The organism is Klugiella xanthotipulae (assembly GCF_006716695.1).
GTDB lineage: Bacteria > Actinomycetota > Actinomycetes > Actinomycetales > Microbacteriaceae > Klugiella > Klugiella xanthotipulae.
The window spans coordinates 130,813-148,444 of sequence record NZ_VFPN01000003.1 but is presented as its reverse complement, the minus strand read 5'-3'; the positions used below and the strand labels follow the sequence as shown (position 1 = coordinate 148,444).

The window sequence follows — 17,632 nt, the reverse complement described above, 5'->3', positions numbered from 1 at the left end:
TGTCAGCACCCGGCACCCTCAGGTCTACTTACTCGCCGCGTAATCCTTCTCAGTCTGCGCGAGCGACTTATTCAACTGGTCAACCGGAGTCTGCACAAAGACAGCCGTCCCGCCCGCATTCTTCTGCACCGCGTCTAACACGGGCTGCGAGGTCTGGTAGATGTCAACCAGTTTGCGGTAGGTCTCGTTGTCCTTGTCCTCTGCACGAGTCACGAAAATATTAATGTAGGGCAACGCGCTCTCGTCTTCGGGATCGTCCTGGAAGATCACGTCATCCGCCGTGAGGCCAGCGTCCTCAACGTAGTCGTTGTTGATAATGGCGGCATCGACATCGGGCAGCGAGGTGGCCGTGAACGCAGCACCCAGGGCTTTGACGGTGACTCTCGACTTATCAGTCTCAACATCGGCCAGGGTAGAGAAGGGGCTACCGCCATTCTTCAGCGAGATCACGTCGGCTGCCTGCAGTACGAGCAGCGCGCGAGCCTGGTTACTCGGGTCATCCGGGACTGATACCACGCCGCCCTCGGGGATATCCTTCACATCGTCATACTTCGTGGAGTACAAGCCCAACGGGTAGATAGCACTCGAGCCGATGATGGTAAGGTCATCGTCTGAATCCACGTTGTACTGTGCCAGGTAGATGATGTGTTGGAACATATTGAGGTCGATCTCGCCTTCGGAGACGGCCGGGTTGGGCTGGGTATACTCCTGAAAGTCCACGACCTCAACGTCAATACCCTCCTTAGCAGCTTCCTCGATAAAGATCTTCCACTGAGAGTCGCTTGCACCCACCACACCGAGGCGCACAGTTTCCTTGTTACCACCCAGATTGATGACAATGAGGATGGCCGCGACGATCACCACAACCGCGATGATTGCGCCCACGATAAAACCGGTCTTCTTCTTGGCGGGTGGGGCAGGGATCAGCTTATCCCCGGCGCTGGCTGTGTCTGACATGGTGATGCATTCCTCAATATTCTTCTGGACAATACAAGCAGAATCTACCGCTGCTGGATGCAGCACGCAGCTCTCACAAAGTTTTCAGTACCCACTGTGGATTGTCAGACAGGCTACACGCAAATCCTGAGTCGAAAGATGACGCTTCGTGACGCTGCCCGGGCAACACACGTGCGCCACGCCCCGGCCATTCTGCGTGGCGGGTTGGCTCTGGTGCATACGAAGGGTAGCGTTGAAGAGGGGGCAGTGCAGCCACCAGGGCTGCCATTTCATACCGCCACATGGAAGGTACACACATCATGACCCAGCGAATCATTATTGGCATCGATGGATCAGAACCGAGTCGGGCAGCGCTCGTCTGGGGAATGAACCGCGCACATCGTGAAGGAGCGAGTGTCCACCTGGTCCATGTGGTCGATGACTCGTTCCTCTCCGAAAGCCCCGTGTTTGTCGGCGAGGCTCGCACCGCCGCGGAGAGGATCGCCGCGGAAGAGAAAAGCGTCGCCGAGGCGCTGGGGTTGGACGTTCCGATCACTACTGAGGTCGTCATCGGAAACCCGGCTCGCGAGATTGAGCGGCTCTCCACCGAGGCCTCGCTCATTGTCCTGGGAACCCACAAGGGAGCAAAGGTACCCGCTGCCCTCTTCGGTACACGCGGAATCAAGATTGCTGCCGTCTCTCACTCGCCCGTTGCCATCATCCCCCTCAACGATGAGGCTAAGCGATCAGGGGTTGTCGTGGGCGTTGATACCTCTGAGGCGAGCGAGCGAGCCGTTCAGTACGCTGCGGCAGAGGCCGACCGAACCGGTCAACCGCTCATTGCCGTCTATGCCTGGACTCCCCCGGTGACCCCCGGACTCGAGTATCTGTGGAGTGAACAGCTGCTGACAAGTCAGAATGAGACTGCGGAGGAGGCAATGGCAATTGCTCTGGCGGGGCTCTCAGAGCGCTATCCAGACCTCGTGATCACCAAGAAGATTGTGCAGTCTCCTCCAATCGCTGCGCTCGTAGCCGAAGGAAAAAACGCCCAGCTACTCGTTGTTGGCAACCGAGGTCGGTCGGGCCTTACCCGGCTCCTGCTCGGCTCCGTGAGCCACGGCGTGCTCAACAACATCTCGTGCCCTACCCTGGTCGCCCGCACCGAGTAGCGCGAGTACCTTATGGGCTGTCCTCTTTCTCAGCGCAGAGAGGGCAGCCCTCTTTTTCTCTATTCAGTCAGTGCATTCCCTAAGAATGAGTTGGCGCAATCTTAAGGCCCGCCAAAGAGGAGATACCCCAGCCAATCCAGGCGATGAGCATCATCGCGGCGGGAAAGGATGCACAGGAGGCGATGGGCCCGGCATCCCGAATCTCGGCGCTCAGGCTGGGGCGAGATTCAGCATTCGAGTCACCGCGAATCTGGTGGCTAAAAATATCGGTCACCAGGTGCGTGATGCACGTCAAGACTCCCATTCCGATCACAAAGATTGTGGAGTGACCGCTCTCGATCACCTCAGGCGTTCACCCTGCATCGTCCCATCCCGCTTTCTTTCGGTCCCGACATATCAGCCCGGCTGCTCCTGTGGCGAACTTTCTAAACGACGCGGATACTGACCCTCGAGGCTTGACAACATACTGATTTCCGCAAACGTCTCGCCGAAATTTACCGACCAAGGCGAGCCAGAACGAAAGAGACGATGCTCGCAGCAAGGCCACGAGCATCGTCTCTTGGGTGGGCCCTACCGGGATCGAACCGATGACATCCACGGTGTAAACGTGGCGCTCTACCAGCTGAGCTAAAGGCCCCCTGCCCGCCAAAGCGAACTTGTTAATAATACAGATGAACAGGGAAAAAGCTAAACTCAATCAACCAAGAGCCTTCTTGCTCAATTAAAACCCAGATCAGAAGCTATAAAATTTTTCACCCTCATTCGGTTTGGTCGCGCACGCATCCACACAATAACCTGACCTCATTGGCACCACTGCCAAACTATCGAATTGGCACGCCCACGACGGGGGACATAGCCGTTCGTCGCCACTCGATAGAACAGCCAACGATCAGGATACAAAAGTGCGTTCAACACTCTTTAATACGGAACACAATGAGGTTCAAAACGACGAACTGATGTCGCTGCAGAACAGCTATCTGCTGCGCTCTCGCATCACCCCAGGCAACGAACTCATCACCCGCAAGGGCGCGATGGTCGCTTACCAAGGCAATATCGAATTCAAACACGAGGGATCCAGGAGCGCAGGTCAGCTCCTCCGCAAGATGGCCTCATCAGATGATCAGCCGCTCATGCGGGTCTTCGGCAATGGTGATGTCTTTTTTGCACACTACCAAGCCCACATCCACCTCATGCAGTTAGAGGGCGAGGCTATCACGATCAACGGCAGCAACCTGCTCGCCTTCCAGGCATCACTCGGATACGACATTAATCGCGTCAAGGGTGCCGGAATGCTCGCGGGCGGCATGTGGAACACGACCGTGCACGGTGCCGGTGTCATGGCGATTGCCACACAGGGCACCCCGCTCATTTTGGACTGCTCCCAGCAGCCAACTTTCACCGATATCAACGCCACGGTGGCATGGTCCGCCAACCTACAACCCACGATCAAGAGCAGTATGAGCGCGGGGGCACTCATCGGCCGTGGGTCAGGAGAAGCGTTCCAGTATGCGTTCCACGGCCCGGGGTGGGTGATTGTTCAGCCATCAGAGTTCTCGGGTGGGGTGACGGTCTAAGGACCAAGAACCGCCTCGCGGATGCGGCACCCAGGCGGGGTGCCGCATCCTTTATGGGTCACATCTGGACGGCCAATCGCACCCTAGGCAACGACGAGATCGAGAGTTTCCAGCGCATCCTTATACGCCTGGATGTCGCGCGCCTCACCCGGTGCCGTAATAAAGCTGGCCTGGATAATACCCTCCGAGTCAATGATGAAAGTTGCGCGGTTCGCAAACCCTTTATCCTCGAGGAAAACGCCGTATTCTTTAGCGAGCTGACCGTGTGGCCAGAAGTCGGCAAGTAGGCTGAAATCGAAGCCTTGGTCGTCAGCCCAGGCCCGCAGCGTATGTTTTGAGTCAACGGACACGCCCAAGAGCTCAACGCGTTTATCGCGGAACAGCCCAATGTTCTCCTGTAAGGCGCACAGCTCCCCCTGACAGGTTCCCGAAAAGGCCAGGGGGAAGAAGACGATCGCCACGGCTTTCTTGCCGTGAAAATCGCTCAGTCGAACTCGCTCACCAAATTGATTAGCAAGCTCAAAGTCGGGGGCAAACGTCTCGTTTTCGAGAGCCATCGTGACGCATTCCTTTCAGGGCTGTTCCCCGTGGCAGGAGCATGACCCGGAGACACATACTAGTCCTGCAGAAGACTTCCACCAAGAGCGACAGCTTAAGCATCTTTTGTGGGTAGGGTTGAAACAACTATCATCGTGGCGATCTACAAAAACGCCATTTCTTCGGATGACAAACCTCCATGCCGAAGACCGTAGCGAACAGAAAGAGCTCAGGGTGGCTGTACACAACCAAGACCCATATTCGGTACACAATAGCGACGCAGACCCGCAGGAGACCGCAGAGTGGACTCAGTCTCTCGATGCGCTCGTGCAGGCCAACGGCCCAGGGAGAGCTCGCGAGATCATGTTGAGTCTGCTCCAGCGCTCGCGGGAGTTGCACCTTAACGTACCTCAGGTACCCACTACCGATTACATCAACACCATCGCTTCCTCCAATGAGCCAGCTTTCCCCGGCGATGAGGAAATCGAGCGCAAATACCGCTCGTGGATTCGTTGGAACGCCGCGATGCTCGTTCACCGCGCCCAGCGCCCGGGGATCGGCGTTGGTGGCCACATCTCCACCTACGCTTCCTCGGCGGCACTTTACGAAGTTGGGTTTAACCACTTTTTCCGTGGCCAGGATCACCCGGGCGGTGGAGACCAGATCTTCATCCAGGGACACGCCTCCCCCGGCATCTACTCGCGCGCGTTCCTCGAGGGTCGCCTAAGCGCAGACCGCCTTGATGGATTTCGCCAGGAGAAGTCACACGCGGGCGGTGGCATCCCGTCATACCCGCACCCTCGGCTGATGCCTGACTTCTGGCAATTTCCCACGGTCTCCATGGGTCTCGGCCCCATCAACGCCATTTACCAGGCCCAGCTCAACCGATACCTCACCAATCGGGGTATCAAGGATGCCTCCGATCAGCAGGTCTGGGCTTTTCTCGGGGACGGTGAGTTGGATGAGGTCGAGAGCCGCGGCCAGTTGCAGGTGGCAGCCAATGACCGCCTCGACAACCTCAACTTTGTCATCAACTGCAATCTACAGCGCCTCGATGGACCCGTTCGCGGAAACGGAAAAATCATCCAAGAACTTGAAAGCTTCTTCCGCGGCGCTGGGTGGAATGTTATCAAGGTGGTTTGGGGCCGCGAGTGGGATGATCTCCTCGAACGTGACACTGACGGCGCGTTATTGAACCTCATGAATGTCACACCCGATGGCGATTTCCAGACGTATAAGGCCGAGAGCGGAGCCTTCGTGCGTGAAAACTTTTTTGGCCGTGACGAGCGCGCGCTCAAGCTGGTGGAGAACTACACAGATGACCAGGTCTGGGGTCTGCGCCGCGGTGGACACGACTACCGCAAGGTGTATGCAGCGTTCAAGGCGGCTCAGGAGCACACCGGCCAGCCCACCGTGATACTAGCCCACACCATCAAGGGCTATGGCCTCGGTCCCCACTTCGAGGGCCGTAACGCCACACACCAGATGAAAAAGATGACGCTGAACGATCTGAAATTGTTCCGCGACACGATGCACATCCCGATCTCGGATGCCACGCTCGAAGAAAACCCGTATCTACCGCCATATTTTCACCCCGGCGACAATGACCCCGCTATCGAGTACATCCACGAGCGTCGCCGCGAGCTTGGCGGATACCTCCCAGAACGCCGTGTCAGACATGTGCCGGTGACGGTCCCGCCCGAGTCAGCTTATGCGGTTGCAAAGAAGGGCTCTGGCAAGCAGGAAGCCGCCACGACGATGGCCTTTGTCCGTCTCCTCAAAGATCTGATGCGCGACAAGGAGTTTGGCCACCGCATTGTGCCCGTGATCCCAGACGAAGCGCGCACCTTCGGAATGGACGCTTACTTCCCCACCTCAAAGATTTACAACCCGAACGGGCAACACTACACCTCCGTTGACCGGGAGCTTTTGCTGGCGTACAAGGAAAGCCCCCAGGGCGTCCTGCTGCATGTAGGCATTAACGAGGCCGGCGCGGCAGCAGCGTATACCGCAGTGGGCACTTCCTATTCCACACAGGGCGAGCCGCTCATCCCCGTCTACATCTTCTACTCGATGTTTGGCTTCCAACGCACGGGCGACGCCCTCTGGGCTGCCGGGGACCAGATGGCTCGGGGCTTCCTCATCGGAGCCACCGCAGGGCGCACCACGCTGACGGGCGAGGGTCTGCAGCATGCCGACGGGCACTCATTAGTCCTCTCGGCCACCAACCCGTCGGTGATCTCCTACGATCCCGCCTACGGCTATGAGATCGGACAGATTGTCCGTTCGGGACTCGACCGGATGTACGGCGGCACGCACCCGAACCCCAACGTGTCCTACTACCTCACGGTGTATAACGAGCCCTTTATACAGCCAGCCGAACCAGAAAACGTGGATGTTGATGGCATCGTTCGCGGTATCTACAAGCTGAAGGACGGCTCAATCAACGGGCCCAAAGCACAACTGTTCGCGTCAGGAGTTGCTGTGCCCTGGATCATTGAAGCCCAGGAACTCTTGGCCGATGAGTGGGGCGTTTCCGCCGATGTGTGGAGCGTTACGAGCTGGTCAGAGCTACGCCGCGATGGCTTAGCCGCCGATGAGCATAACTTCCTCTACCCGGACGACGACTCCCGCGTTCCCTACGTTACGCAGAGACTCGCCGAATCTCGGGGGCCGGTGATCGCTGTCACTGACTTCAGTCATTCCGTTCCCGACCAGATCCGTCAATTTGTACCGGGTGACTACGCCACGCTCGGTGCCGACGATTTTGGATTCTCGGATACCCGCGCAGCCGCACGCCGTCACTTCAAGATTGACGTGCACTCCGTTGTTGTCCGCACGCTGCAGCGCCTCGCGCTCAGTGGTGATGTCCCGGCCAGTGCTCCCCGTGAGGCCATCGAGCGTTACCGTCTCCACGATGTTAACGCTGGCACCACCGGGAACACTGGTGGCGAGAGCTAGCCCTCTCACTGACCGTGTCCCGAACCAAAGAGCAGGCGCTGGCCTGGCTGCGAACCATCTCCGGTGAGCTAGCCACTACCACGCTCAAACAACTGGAAGATACGCTCCCCTGGTACAGGGAGATGCCACCAAGCCGACGGTCTGCCGTCGGCTTGGTGGCCCAGGCCGGCATCACCTCCTTCATTGCGTGGTATGACGACCCCAAGGCCACACCCTGGATTGCCTCAGACGTGTTTGGTGTTGCCCCGCGGGAGCTTCTGCGCTCCATTAGCCTGCAACAAACACTTCAGTTGATTCGTGTGGTTGTCGAGGTCGTCGAGAACAGGGTCAAGAGCGATAATGCTTCTCTGCGAGAGGCCATCCTGCTCTACTCGCGTGAAATCGCTTTTGCAGCAGCCGATGTATACGCCCGTGCGGCCGAGGCACGTGGGCTCTGGGACGCCCGTCTCGAAGCACTCGTGGTTGACTCCATTCTCACGGGGGACTCCGATGACGAGCTACAGAGCCGGATCGCAGCCCTCGGCTGGCACGGTCATGGCGAGGCATGTGTCCTCGTCGGCACCAGCACGTCATCTGTTGATGTTGACCAGATTCGCCGCACCGCCCGGCACCTCGGCGCGGATGTTCTTATCGGCTTGCAGGGAAATCGCCTCGTGCTCGTGATCGGACGCGCGGAGCCGGTCCAAACCGGCGGCGGCCCTCCTGAGTCACCGCTCAGTTTCATGGATATTGCCAGTAATCTTGAGTTTGGGTTTGGCGAGGGCCATCTGGTCCTGGGACATCCCGTTGACAGCCTGGTGGACGCCTCCAAGAGCGCCAGAGCCGCCCTAGCAGGCGTTGCGGTGGCTCGCGCTTGGCGCAACGCACCACGGCCGGTTTTGGCAGACGATCTCCTTCCTGAGCGCGCCCTCGCAGGCGATGGTATGGCAAGGCGCACCCTCATTGAGCGCATCTACGAGCCGCTCCAGACCCATTCACCAGAACTGCTCACTACCCTGTGGTGCTACCTCGACAACGGACGCTCACTCGAAGCGACCGCCCGCGAGCTCTTCGTGCACCCGAATACCGTGCGTTACCGTCTCAAACGGGTATCCGAGGTTATCGGCTGGGACGCGACGGGTGCCCGCGAGGCCCTCATACTACAGAGCGCCCTAATCGTGGGCTCAATCGCGGCAGGCAATCAGCGTGGCCGCAACGCCGAGTCCTCAAAACTATAATCATTCTACAAAGGATCTACGTTTTCTTAGTGAGTTATATCCAGCATTGGGATATGACTTCTGACAGACTATTCGAGTGATAATTGTTGCCTGCCCTGGACAGGGCTCACAGACCCCCGGATTTCTCACCCCCTGGCTGGAGGTACCCGAGTACCGCACACACTTGGAGCAACTCTCCGAGTTCGCTGGAATGGACCTAGTCGCCCACGGTACTACGAGCAACGCAGACACCATCCGCGACACCGCAGTAGCACAGCCCCTCATCGTTGCGGCAAGCCTCCTCGCCTGGCAAGCGCTCAGCGCCTCAGCTGACACCCGTTCAGTGTCGTTGGCAGGCCACTCCGTCGGCGAGTTCGCCGCGGCCTCTGCAGCGGGCGTGCTCACACCGGCCGATGCCCTCTCCCTCGTCCGTGTGCGCGGTGAGGCGATGGCGGATGCGGCCGCATCCGAACCCACCGGCATGGTCGCCGTTGTCGGTGGCTCCGAATCTGATGTTCTTGAGGCGATTGCCCAGGCTGATCTTGAACCGGCCAACATGAATGGAGCCGGTCAGATCGTGGCAGCCGGATCATCCGCTAGTCTGGCCCTGCTGGCAGAGAATGCCCCCCGCGGATCCCGAGTGATCGCCCTTCAGGTCGCCGGTGCATTCCACACCCGCTACATGCTGCCCGCGGTTGAGACGCTGCGCGCCGCCGCCGCTTCGGTCGCCGCCACCGATCCAACCCACACGCTGTGGACAAACCGCGACGGCACAACCATCACGAGCGGGATTGTCTACCGCGACCTACTCGTGGGGCAGGTTTCCTCCCCCGTGCGGTGGGACCTCTGTATGGCGGCTTTTCAGGCGGCTGGTATCACCGGGTTGATCGAACTCGCCCCCGCCGGTGCCCTGACCGGAATCGCTAAGCGCGGTCTACGCGGCATACCCACCGTTGCCGTTAAAACGCCGGAGGATCTCGCGGCTGCTGTGGAGCTTCTCTCGTCCGAATTACCCGATGCTTAACTCACGAACGACGACGACCAGTTCACATCCTAAAAGGAGAAACATCCATGGTTCAGCTTAATCAGAGCGTTGGGACCGAGTTCACCCGCATCCTCTCGGTGGGAGCCGCCCGTGGCTCGATCTCGGTGACCAATGATGACATTATTGGCCCGATTAACTCCTCCGACGAGTGGATTCGTCAGCGCACCGGTATTATCGAACGCAAGCGCGCCACGGCAGACGTGCGCGCCGCTGATCTGGCGACCGAAGCCGCCCGTGAAGCTATTCAACGGGCGGGCCTAACCGGTGCCGATATTGACGCCGTCCTCATCTCTACGATCAGCAACGCCGTGCAGACGCCCTCGATGGCCAGTCTCGTAGCTGACCGCGTCGGCGCAACACCCGCCGCGGCCTACGACATATCGGCCGCCTGTGCCGGGTACGCCTACGGCGTTGCGCAGGCGGACTCGTTCATCCGCAGCGGCCTTGCCACCCACGTTCTGGTTATTGGAGCAGAGAAACTCTCTGACTTTATCGACCCCACCGACCGCACGATCTCGTTCCTTCTGGGTGACGGAGCAGGGGCCGTTGTTGTCGGCCCCAGTGACCACGCGGGCATTTCACAGACGGTGTGGGGCTCAGATGGCAGCAAATGGGATGCCGTGGGCATGAATGCTCCCCTCACCGACTTCCGCGACGGTAAGTCCGAGTGGCCCACCATGCGCCAGGACGGCCAGACGGTCTTCCGCTGGGCCGTGTGGGAAATGGCCAAAGTTGCTCAGAAAGCGATGAAGGATGCCGGCGTCACAGCCGAGGACCTCGCCGCCTTTATCCCCCACCAAGCCAATATGCGCATTGTGGACGAGTTCGCCAAGCAGCTCAAGCTACCAAACAGCGTCGCGATTGCCCGGGATATTGAGACGACGGGGAACACCTCGGCGGCCTCCATTCCCCTCGCCATGCACAGGTTGCTGGAAGAGCAACCGGAACTCTCGGGGGGTCTCGCACTCCAGATTGGCTTCGGTGCCGGACTTGTTTACGGCGCGCAGGTAGTTGAACTTCCGTAAACCCCGCTCTTCCTTACTAAACTTACATTCGGTCACAACGACACTCAAGGAGAAAACAATGGCACTGTCCACAGAAGAAGTACTCGCCGGCCTGGCCGAACTCGTGAACGACGAGACGGGAATCTCGGCTGACGCCGTGGCGATGGAGAAGTCGTTCACCGACGACCTCGACATCGACTCAATCTCGATGATGACCATTGTCGTCAACGCGGAGGAGAAGTTCGACGTGAAGATCCCTGACGACGAGGTCAAGAACCTCAAAACTGTCGGCGACGCCGTCACGTTTATCGTCAAAGCGCAAGCGTAAGGCCCCTCCAGCGGGTTGGGATTCCACGGACTCCCAACCCGCTGAATACTTTTCATCTCTCTCAGGAAGTTGTTTAGACCCATGAAAATTGTTGTAACCGGCTTGGGCGCGACCACTCCACTCGGTGGAACCATACGGGAATCCTGGACCGCCCTGCTCGCCGGCGAATCCGGTGCGAGCACCCTTCTTCAGGAGTGGGTCGCTCAGAACGACCTCCCCATCACTTTTGCCGCTCAGGCCAAGGTTCCTGCCCACGACGTGCTCCCCCGTGTCCAGACCAAACGTCTTGACCCCTCCAGCCAATTTGCCCTGATCGCAGCCCGGGAGGCCTGGGCGGATGCGGGTTCTCCCGAGGTCGAACCCGAGCGTCTCGGGGTCGATTGGGCAACGGGTATCGGCGGGGTCTGGACCCTCCTGGATGCGTGGGATACGTTGCGTGAGCGCGGCCCACGCCGCGTCCTCCCGATGACCGTCCCGATGCTCATGCCCAACGGCCCCGCCGCCGCAATCGGCATGGATCTGCACGCCCGCGCAGGCAGCCGCACCGTTGTGTCGGCCTGCGCGTCAAGCACCGAGTCCATCGCAAACGCCTACGAACACATTAGGTCTGGTCTCGCGGATGTTGTTATTGCTGGCGGATCTGAAGCCGCCATCCACCCTCTGCCAATCGCCTCATTTGCAGCCATGCAGGCGCTCTCCAAGCGCAACGATGACCCAGCGCACGCCTCGCGCCCCTACGACCTCAGCCGGGACGGCTTTGTGCTCGGCGAAGGCGGGGCAGCTCTTGTCCTCGAATCCGAGGAGCATGCCAAAGCCCGCGGAGCACGAATTTACGCTGAGGTGATCGGCGGCTCGGTGACAAGCGACGCATACCACATCACGGCACCCGATCCCGAAGGTAGTGCGGCAGCTCGTGCCATGCGTGAGGCCATCGCACTCAGCGGTGGCTCGATTACGGACGTGGTACACATCAATGCTCATGCCACTTCAACCCCTGTGGGAGACATCGCCGAGTACAACGCCCTGCGCCGTGTTTTCGGAGATCACCTTGACAACATCGCGGTATCGGCGACCAAGGCATCCACGGGACACCTGCTGGGTGGGGCCGGGGCGGTTGAGGCAGCTTTCACCGTCTTGGCTCTGCATGAACGCACCTTACCGCCCACGATTAACCTCGTCGAGCAGGATCCAGAGATCCCGCTCGACGTGGTGACTTCCCCCCGCCCACTCGGACGCGGTGATGCCCTCGCCCTCAGCAACTCGTTCGGCTTTGGCGGTCATAATGCGGTGGCTGGCTTCCGCACGATCTAATACGTGTCGGCGTGATGATGCCACGCATGCGGAAGGGCCCGGACAACGTCCGGGCCCTTCCGCATGTAACGAGTCAGGTCAAATTCGTCGTCGGGCGACTATCCGGTTTTGTGCAACCACACCACGGTGTTGCCGTCTCCTGCGTAGCGGAACGGCTCAAGCTCGTCATCCCAGGCCTGCCCCAACGCCAGACGCAACTCTCGCTGAAGCTCCAACACCGAGGAGCCAGAAATCTCGATGGCATAGCGCACCCGGTCCTCGGGGATCACTGCGTTGCCAGAGGTGTCCACCTGCATGTGGAAGATGCCAAGCGCCGGCGTATGCAGCCAGCGTCCGCCGTCAACGCCCTCCGTAGCATGTTCGGTGATTTCAAAGCGCAGGTGTTCCCAGCCACGCAGGGCGGAAGCAACGATTGCGGCAGTGCCAACGGGCCCCTCCCAGGGGTACTCGGCACGCTGAGTGCCGCGAAGCGCGGGCTGCTCCGTCCAGGCAAAATCTACGGTACGACCAATAGCGCGGCCCATTGCCCATTCGAGGTGTGGGCTGAGCGCGCGCGGACAGGAGTGCACATAAAGCACCCCGCGTGTGTTGTGCGACGCCATTCTTTTCTCCGATCGACTCGTTACGTCTTCCCCAACGTCGAGTTTTCGCAAAAAGATAGGCACGCAAATTGAGTTATACCCCGATTATGCCCGGGAAAACCCCATATCACAAGCATATAACTATGCCTGTCGGCCCCAATTATGATCTACTGAGAGGCCCCAACAGGAGGAAGACCGCACCATGTCCATCAAGAACGGAATCCTCGCTCTATTGACGCTGGGCCCCGCCTACGGGTTGCAACTACGCAATGAGCTCCAAGCTCGGACGCTGCGGGAACCGGCACTCAACGTCGGGCAGGTCTACAGCACATTGGAACGGTTACAGTCATCCGGGCTTGTCAAACAAACAGCAGAGACGGATGACCGACTGCCGCTCTACACGCTCACCGACACGGGGGCTGCTAGCGCAGCATCCTGGATCACAACGGGGACCCTGGCGACAGCTTCACCCTGGGAGAGCATGGTTTTCCAAGTTCTCCTCGTGCGTTCACTTCCCGGAGTAGACAGCACCCCGTTGCTGGTCAGCCTGCGGGATCAATGGGTGCGGATCAACGAGATAGCCCAGGAAAGCTATCGGGCCGAGATAACCCATGACCTCCGCTCGCACGCGGGCGAGACGCTCAGCATTGCCGCGCTGAGTTGGCTCAGACGTGTAGGGGATACGAGCGACCACGGCATGCCCCTGGATACTCGAAGACCCCAGCGAGGTCGTCCCAGCACACGCGCTCTCGCCTTATAGCGGTTTCGCTCCCTCCGATGCAACACATCGAGGAAAAGGGGACCCTCCGCATCGGGAATCTTTTGGTGGGGCGTGCGGGGCTTGAACCCGCGACCGACGGATTATGAGTCCGCTGCTCTAACCAGCTGAGCTAACGCCCCGAGCACCAGACCAACGATACCGGTAAAGGCCCCTCCCGACGAAACCGCCCCACCGTGGCATCCAGATGAACGAGCTAAGCCTGCACCTGCGGGTGGTGCTTGGCCAGCATAAAGACCCCGGTCACGGCCACAGCACCGGCACCAATGAAGACAAACATTGCCCAGAGCGGCGCAGAGGCGGCCTCCCCCAGAACGACGACACCAATAACGACAGCCACCATGGGGTCAATCACGGTAAGTCCCGCAATCACCAAATCCGGGGGGCCGGAGGAGTAAGCGTTCTGAACAAAGTACATCCCACCACCTGTCGCCGCAAGAAGCGCGATCAGGCAGATGAGGGTGAGTACATCAAATTCGCCCTGCTGAAGTCGGCCGATGACCACTTTGGCAAGGGTAGCCACGAACCCGTAGATGATGCCGGCACCCACGATGTAGAAAATTGCTTTTGTCCGGTGTCGCATAAAAATAAAAGCCGCGGTAAAAAGCACCAATACCACTCCAAGGATCACGAGAATTGTGACGAGATGCTCCTCGGTAACCGGCTGGTCCGTTGCGGTGAATGCTGCGATTGTCACAAAAACAAACACGCCAGCAACGCACATGCCGATCGCAATCTTAGTTTTGTGATTGAGATCCAGCCCAGACATCCGGGCATTCAAAATAGAGGTGATTACGAGGGCCACCACGCCCAACGGCTGCACCACAATCAGTGGCGAGAAGGAGAGGCTTGCCAGTTGGAGAACAACGGCAAACCCAAGCAAGAGAGTGCCCACGACCCACGAGGGGCGCTTCAGGAGACTGACCAGTTGGTTACCGCTCAGCCCCGCGCTGGCCTTCTGACCCGAGATACGCTCAACTTTATTAACACCGCGCGACTGGTATTGCGCACCAAATGAGAGAAATACGGCACCCAACAGCGCAATAGGGATCCCCAAGAACTGGCTGGGGTCTCGCAGGATATCCTCCGCGGTCTCCGAAACCTCAAAAACTAGCACGCTGCAACGTTACCGTGCTTTCGGGTCGGTAGGCTTGTTATTATGGCTGTTCTTCCCATCTGCATCTCTGGCGAGCCCGTACTACACGAGGTCGCCGCGCCCGTCACCGATTTCAACGATGATCTACGTGCCCTCGTCGAGAGCATGTACGAGACGATGGATCTGGCACCTGGCGTCGGCTTAGCCGCGCCACAGGTGGGCATTGGTCAGCGCCTATTCGTCTGGTCCTACGACGAACAAGACGAGGGTCCCGCACGTGGCGTCGCAATCAATCCCACCCTGTGGGTCACTCCCCCTTCCATCGAAGAGCTTGACGAGGAGACCGAGATAGAGGGATGTCTCTCCTTCCCGGGAGAACGCTTCCCGCTTCGCCGCTCCGACCGCGTGCGACTTGAGGCCGTTGATCTCAGTAACACGCCCTTCACAATCGAAGCTAGTGGGTGGTACGCGCGTATCTTCCAGCATGAATACGACCACCTCAACGGCCTCCTCTACGTTGACCGCTTGGTACACCCACACGGGAAGGCCGCACACAAGGCACTCAAACGCAATTCCTGGGGCAGCCCCGGCCAAACCTGGACACCCGGCGTTGACAATCTTGAGGGGTAGGACATAATTCCTGTCCGCCGCGGGCAGTACTAGCCAAGCTCGGCATCCACGAGTGGCTTTACTCGGGTTCCCAGCAATTCAATGGCACGGAGCGACTCCTGCTGAGGCACACCGCTGAGATCCATCTGCAAAATAACTCGATCATTTCCGAGCACCTCATGGGCGTGGATAACCTTGGCCGCGACCTCCTCTGGTGAACCCACAAAATAGGCACCGCGCGGGCCCGAAGTCGCCTCGTAGGTAATCCGGTTCGGGGCGGGGAATCCGCGTTCCTCTGCGATACGGCGCATGGACTCATGCCAGTACGGATAGCACATGTCGCGGGCACCCTCTGTAGCCACAAACCCCATCGCCGACACCGTCACTGATCGGGTGGACTCAGGGCGCCCAGCCCGAGCATACGCTTCTCTGTACAACCTGGCGAGTGGTGCGAACTGGGCGAGTTCGCCACCGATAATTGCATAGTTGACGGGGAGGCCCAGCATCCCGGCCCGCAGTGAAGAGCGGGGATTTCCTCCCGTAGCGATGGACAGATTGAGGTGCGGCCCCCGCCCGGGGAGATCAACGGGGCGCGGACGCACGAGCACACCATCAAGCGGGGGGGGCGAAACTGGCCTTCCCAGGTGACAGGTTCCCCCGCATCCAACCGCAGCAAAGAGGTCAATCTTCTCGCCATAGAGGGCATCGTAGTCGGCCAGGTTGGCCCCAAAAATCGGGTACGACTCGATGAAAGACCCACGCCCCGCGAGTAGTTCCACCCGACCATCCGAGAACTGGTCCATCGTGGCGAACTGCTGGTATACGCGTACGGGATCCTCGGTCGAGAGCACTGTCACGGCGCTTCCCACATGGATTCGGTGCGTCTGGGCCAGGGCCGCGGCGATCACCGTTGAGGGAGAAGAAATCGAGTAGTCTTCTCGATGGTGCTCACCGATTCCCACATAGTCAAGACCAACTTCTTCGGCCAGGCGGGTACGTTCCAAGACATTCTGGATGGCCTTTCCCGGAGTTACAATCTCCCCCGTGTGCGGATCGGGATGAATGTCGCCAAATGTGTAAAAACCAAGTTCCATATTCATGCAAACGTATGAAGTTGAGTTCGTATTCCGGATGAGCGCTCACACAAAGCCTTATACACGCGGGATAGCTCAGGAAGGACATCCATGGCCGCGAAAAAATCCGCCGGAAGCCGTACCCCCGCCACGACAACACTTGACAGGTTGGGGCTCCCATACACGCCACACGAGTACACCCACGATCCCGCCGTGGACGATTACGGTCGGGAAGCGGCCGAAGCGCTAAGCATGCCCCCCGCACAGGTATTCAAGACGCTGCTGGCGGAGGTTGATGGCCAACTGGTCGTGGGGATTGTACCCGTCAACGGAAAACTCGACCTCAAAGCTCTCGCCCGCGCGGTCGGCGGTAAAAAAGCAGTCATGGCTAACCCTCTTCTGGCTGAGCGTAAGACGGGTTACATTGTGGGCGGTATCAGCCCCATCGGCCAAAAAACGTCTTCCCCCACATTCCTCGACTCCACAGCCGCAGAGCACGTTAACGTCTTGGTCTCCGGCGGTCGCCGCGGCCTCGACATCGAGATAGCGGTGACCGATCTCCTCCGGGCAACGGGCGGAATTCTCGCGCCAATCCGACGGACAGACTGAAAATGGGGTGAAGTACGAGGCATAAAGCCTCACACCCCACCCCGAGGGATGGTTGGCCTAGATGCTCGTGTACCCACCATCAACGGTGTACTGCGAACCCGTAACAAACGAGGCCCTGTCGGAAAGCAGGAAAGCGATGACCTCAGCGACCTCTTCCGCCGTGCCCAGGCGGCCAATCGGGTGCTTAGCAATAAGCGCATCGTGCGCCTCGGGTGGCATGCTGCCGAGCAGTGGGGTCTCGATGTAGCCGGGATGGATTGAGTTGACCCGGATGCCCTGGCTCGCGTATCCCGTGGCCGCCGCCTTTGTCAGCCCAGCCACACCGTGCTTAGCCGCGGTGTACGGGACCGCTGTGGGCTCTGCAACGAGACCGAGGATCGAGGAGACATTAACGATTGACCCGCCGCCAGCAGCCAGCATCGCAGGAATCTGGTAGTGCACACCGTAGAAAACCGCGCTGAGGTTAATGTCGATAACCTTCTGCCACCCGGCGATGTCAATGTCCGCTGCAAGACCCAGCGGACCGCCGATTCCAGCGTTGTTCACGGCCAAGTGCAACGCACCGTATGTACTGACAGCGTGGTCAACGGAAGCCTTCACCGAGTCGGGGTCAGAGGTGTCACCGACAAAAGCAGTAGCTCGACCCCCCGCAGCGGTAATCTCGGCAACAATAGCCTGAGCCGAAGCTTCGTTGATGTCGGCTACAACCACAGCGGCACCGCCACCGGCCAGGGTGCGCGAGACCGCCGCGCCAATACCCGAGCCACCTCCCGTAACCAGAGCAACCTTGTTCTCAAATTCGAGCGTCATGATGAAACCTCTTCT

General features: G+C 59.4%; 18 protein-coding genes and 2 tRNA genes. 11 read left to right on the top strand and 9 right to left on the bottom strand.

Going from position 1 to position 17,632, the window contains the following annotated elements:
- Positions 1-24: 24 nt before the first annotated feature.
- Complete coding sequence (locus FB466_RS10125; protein WP_141918273.1) at positions 25-957, bottom strand: MetQ/NlpA family ABC transporter substrate-binding protein; 933 nt, start codon at positions 955-957, stop codon at positions 25-27.
- A 299-nt stretch (positions 958-1,256) separates the two neighbouring features.
- Between FB466_RS10125 and FB466_RS10120 the strand changes: the two genes are divergently transcribed.
- Complete coding sequence (locus FB466_RS10120) at positions 1,257-2,105, top strand: universal stress protein (RefSeq protein ID WP_141918271.1); 849 nt, start codon at positions 1,257-1,259, stop codon at positions 2,103-2,105.
- Between the two features lie 79 nt (positions 2,106-2,184).
- On the opposite strand, the gene FB466_RS10115 is transcribed toward FB466_RS10120, so the two are convergent.
- Both FB466_RS10115 and FB466_RS10110 read right to left on the bottom strand, forming a co-directional pair.
- Positions 2,185-2,448: a hypothetical protein gene (locus FB466_RS10115; RefSeq protein ID WP_141918269.1), complete on the bottom strand. Its 264-nt coding sequence runs from the start codon at positions 2,446-2,448 to the stop codon at positions 2,185-2,187.
- 221 nt (positions 2,449-2,669) lie between these two features.
- A tRNA-Val gene (locus FB466_RS10110) sits at positions 2,670-2,742 on the bottom strand.
- A gap of 265 nt (positions 2,743-3,007) precedes the next feature.
- Here FB466_RS10110 and FB466_RS10105 point away from each other — a divergent pair.
- Positions 3,008-3,679 (top strand): AIM24 family protein, encoded by a 672-nt coding sequence (locus FB466_RS10105; protein ID WP_141918267.1) that lies wholly within the window; start codon positions 3,008-3,010, stop codon positions 3,677-3,679.
- Between the two features lie 83 nt (positions 3,680-3,762).
- On the opposite strand, the gene FB466_RS10100 is transcribed toward FB466_RS10105, so the two are convergent.
- On the bottom strand, positions 3,763-4,236 hold the full coding sequence (locus tag FB466_RS10100) for a peroxiredoxin (RefSeq protein ID WP_141918265.1): 474 nt from the start codon (positions 4,234-4,236) through the stop codon (positions 3,763-3,765).
- 214 nt (positions 4,237-4,450) lie between these two features.
- Here FB466_RS10100 and aceE point away from each other — a divergent pair, with 214 nt between their 5' ends.
- The 6 genes from aceE (at position 4,451) to FB466_RS10070 (ending at position 12,061) form a co-directional block, all read left to right on the top strand.
- Positions 4,451-7,177 carry a pyruvate dehydrogenase (acetyl-transferring), homodimeric type gene (gene aceE / locus FB466_RS10095; protein ID WP_141918263.1) on the top strand — a complete coding sequence of 909 codons (2,727 nt, stop codon included), beginning with the start codon at positions 4,451-4,453 and terminating at the stop codon, positions 7,175-7,177.
- Positions 7,178-7,191: 14 nt separating this feature from the next.
- Complete coding sequence (locus FB466_RS10090; RefSeq protein ID WP_141918261.1) at positions 7,192-8,394, top strand: PucR family transcriptional regulator; 1,203 nt, start codon at positions 7,192-7,194, stop codon at positions 8,392-8,394.
- A gap of 76 nt (positions 8,395-8,470) precedes the next feature.
- On the top strand, positions 8,471-9,397 hold the full coding sequence (locus FB466_RS10085) for an ACP S-malonyltransferase (protein WP_141918260.1): 927 nt from the start codon (positions 8,471-8,473) through the stop codon (positions 9,395-9,397).
- 47 nt (positions 9,398-9,444) lie between these two features.
- Entirely contained in the window at positions 9,445-10,443 is a 999-nt protein-coding gene (locus FB466_RS10080) for a beta-ketoacyl-ACP synthase III (RefSeq protein ID WP_141918258.1), read from the top strand.
- A 58-nt stretch (positions 10,444-10,501) separates the two neighbouring features.
- Positions 10,502-10,750 carry an acyl carrier protein gene (locus FB466_RS10075; RefSeq protein WP_141918256.1) on the top strand — a complete coding sequence of 83 codons (249 nt, stop codon included), beginning with the start codon at positions 10,502-10,504 and terminating at the stop codon, positions 10,748-10,750.
- A gap of 81 nt (positions 10,751-10,831) precedes the next feature.
- Positions 10,832-12,061: a beta-ketoacyl-[acyl-carrier-protein] synthase family protein gene (locus FB466_RS10070; protein ID WP_141918254.1), complete on the top strand. Its 1,230-nt coding sequence runs from the start codon at positions 10,832-10,834 to the stop codon at positions 12,059-12,061.
- A gap of 98 nt (positions 12,062-12,159) precedes the next feature.
- Here FB466_RS10070 and FB466_RS10065 read toward each other — a convergent pair whose 3' ends face one another.
- A complete protein-coding gene (locus FB466_RS10065) occupies positions 12,160-12,663 on the bottom strand; it encodes a DUF3145 domain-containing protein (RefSeq protein WP_141918253.1) in 504 nt (167 codons plus the stop codon).
- 181 nt (positions 12,664-12,844) lie between these two features.
- Between FB466_RS10065 and FB466_RS10060 the strand changes: the two genes are divergently transcribed.
- Positions 12,845-13,402 (top strand): PadR family transcriptional regulator, encoded by a 558-nt coding sequence (locus FB466_RS10060; protein WP_141918251.1) that lies wholly within the window; start codon positions 12,845-12,847, stop codon positions 13,400-13,402.
- A gap of 63 nt (positions 13,403-13,465) precedes the next feature.
- Here the strand turns inward: FB466_RS10060 and FB466_RS10055 are convergent.
- Positions 13,466-13,542: transfer RNA gene (locus tag FB466_RS10055), tRNA-Ile, on the bottom strand.
- A gap of 74 nt (positions 13,543-13,616) precedes the next feature.
- Positions 13,617-14,537, bottom strand: coding sequence for a DMT family transporter (locus tag FB466_RS10050; RefSeq protein ID WP_246054625.1), 921 nt, complete (start codon positions 14,535-14,537; stop codon positions 13,617-13,619).
- 42 nt (positions 14,538-14,579) lie between these two features.
- Between FB466_RS10050 and def the strand changes: the two genes are divergently transcribed.
- A complete protein-coding gene (gene def, locus FB466_RS10045; protein ID WP_141918249.1) occupies positions 14,580-15,146 on the top strand; it encodes a peptide deformylase in 567 nt (188 codons plus the stop codon).
- Between the two features lie 29 nt (positions 15,147-15,175).
- On the opposite strand, the gene FB466_RS10040 is transcribed toward def, so the two are convergent.
- Entirely contained in the window at positions 15,176-16,219 is a 1,044-nt protein-coding gene (locus tag FB466_RS10040) for an LLM class flavin-dependent oxidoreductase (protein WP_246054624.1), read from the bottom strand.
- 90 nt (positions 16,220-16,309) lie between these two features.
- Between FB466_RS10040 and ybaK the strand changes: the two genes are divergently transcribed.
- Positions 16,310-16,807 (top strand): Cys-tRNA(Pro) deacylase, encoded by a 498-nt coding sequence (ybaK, locus tag FB466_RS10035; RefSeq protein ID WP_141918245.1) that lies wholly within the window; start codon positions 16,310-16,312, stop codon positions 16,805-16,807.
- Positions 16,808-16,864: 57 nt separating this feature from the next.
- On the opposite strand, the gene FB466_RS10030 is transcribed toward ybaK, so the two are convergent.
- Positions 16,865-17,617 carry an SDR family NAD(P)-dependent oxidoreductase gene (locus FB466_RS10030; RefSeq protein WP_141918243.1) on the bottom strand — a complete coding sequence of 251 codons (753 nt, stop codon included), beginning with the start codon at positions 17,615-17,617 and terminating at the stop codon, positions 16,865-16,867.
- Positions 17,618-17,632 lie beyond the last annotated feature (15 nt).

Excerpts from the sequence above, each read along its gene's own strand:
- FB466_RS10075 (WP_141918256.1), top strand. The coding sequence starts at position 10,502 with ATGGCACTGTCCACAGAAGAAGTACTCGCCGGCCTGGCCGAACTCGTG.
- def (WP_141918249.1), top strand. The coding sequence starts at position 14,580 with ATGGCTGTTCTTCCCATCTGCATCTCTGGCGAGCCCGTACTACACGAG.
- ybaK (WP_141918245.1), top strand. The coding sequence starts at position 16,310 with ATGGCCGCGAAAAAATCCGCCGGAAGCCGTACCCCCGCCACGACAACA.
- FB466_RS10100 (WP_141918265.1), bottom strand. The coding sequence starts at position 4,236 with ATGGCTCTCGAAAACGAGACGTTTGCCCCCGACTTTGAGCTTGCTAAT.
- FB466_RS10125 (WP_141918273.1), bottom strand. The coding sequence starts at position 957 with ATGTCAGACACAGCCAGCGCCGGGGATAAGCTGATCCCTGCCCCACCC.
- FB466_RS10120 (WP_141918271.1), top strand. The coding sequence starts at position 1,257 with ATGACCCAGCGAATCATTATTGGCATCGATGGATCAGAACCGAGTCGG.
- FB466_RS10080 (WP_141918258.1), top strand. The coding sequence starts at position 9,445 with ATGGTTCAGCTTAATCAGAGCGTTGGGACCGAGTTCACCCGCATCCTC.
- FB466_RS10070 (WP_141918254.1), top strand. The coding sequence starts at position 10,832 with ATGAAAATTGTTGTAACCGGCTTGGGCGCGACCACTCCACTCGGTGGA.
- FB466_RS10060 (WP_141918251.1), top strand. The coding sequence starts at position 12,845 with ATGTCCATCAAGAACGGAATCCTCGCTCTATTGACGCTGGGCCCCGCC.
- FB466_RS10030 (WP_141918243.1), bottom strand. The coding sequence starts at position 17,617 with ATGACGCTCGAATTTGAGAACAAGGTTGCTCTGGTTACGGGAGGTGGC.
- FB466_RS10065 (WP_141918253.1), bottom strand. The coding sequence starts at position 12,663 with ATGGCGTCGCACAACACACGCGGGGTGCTTTATGTGCACTCCTGTCCG.
- FB466_RS10040 (WP_246054624.1), bottom strand. The coding sequence starts at position 16,219 with ATGGAACTTGGTTTTTACACATTTGGCGACATTCATCCCGATCCGCAC.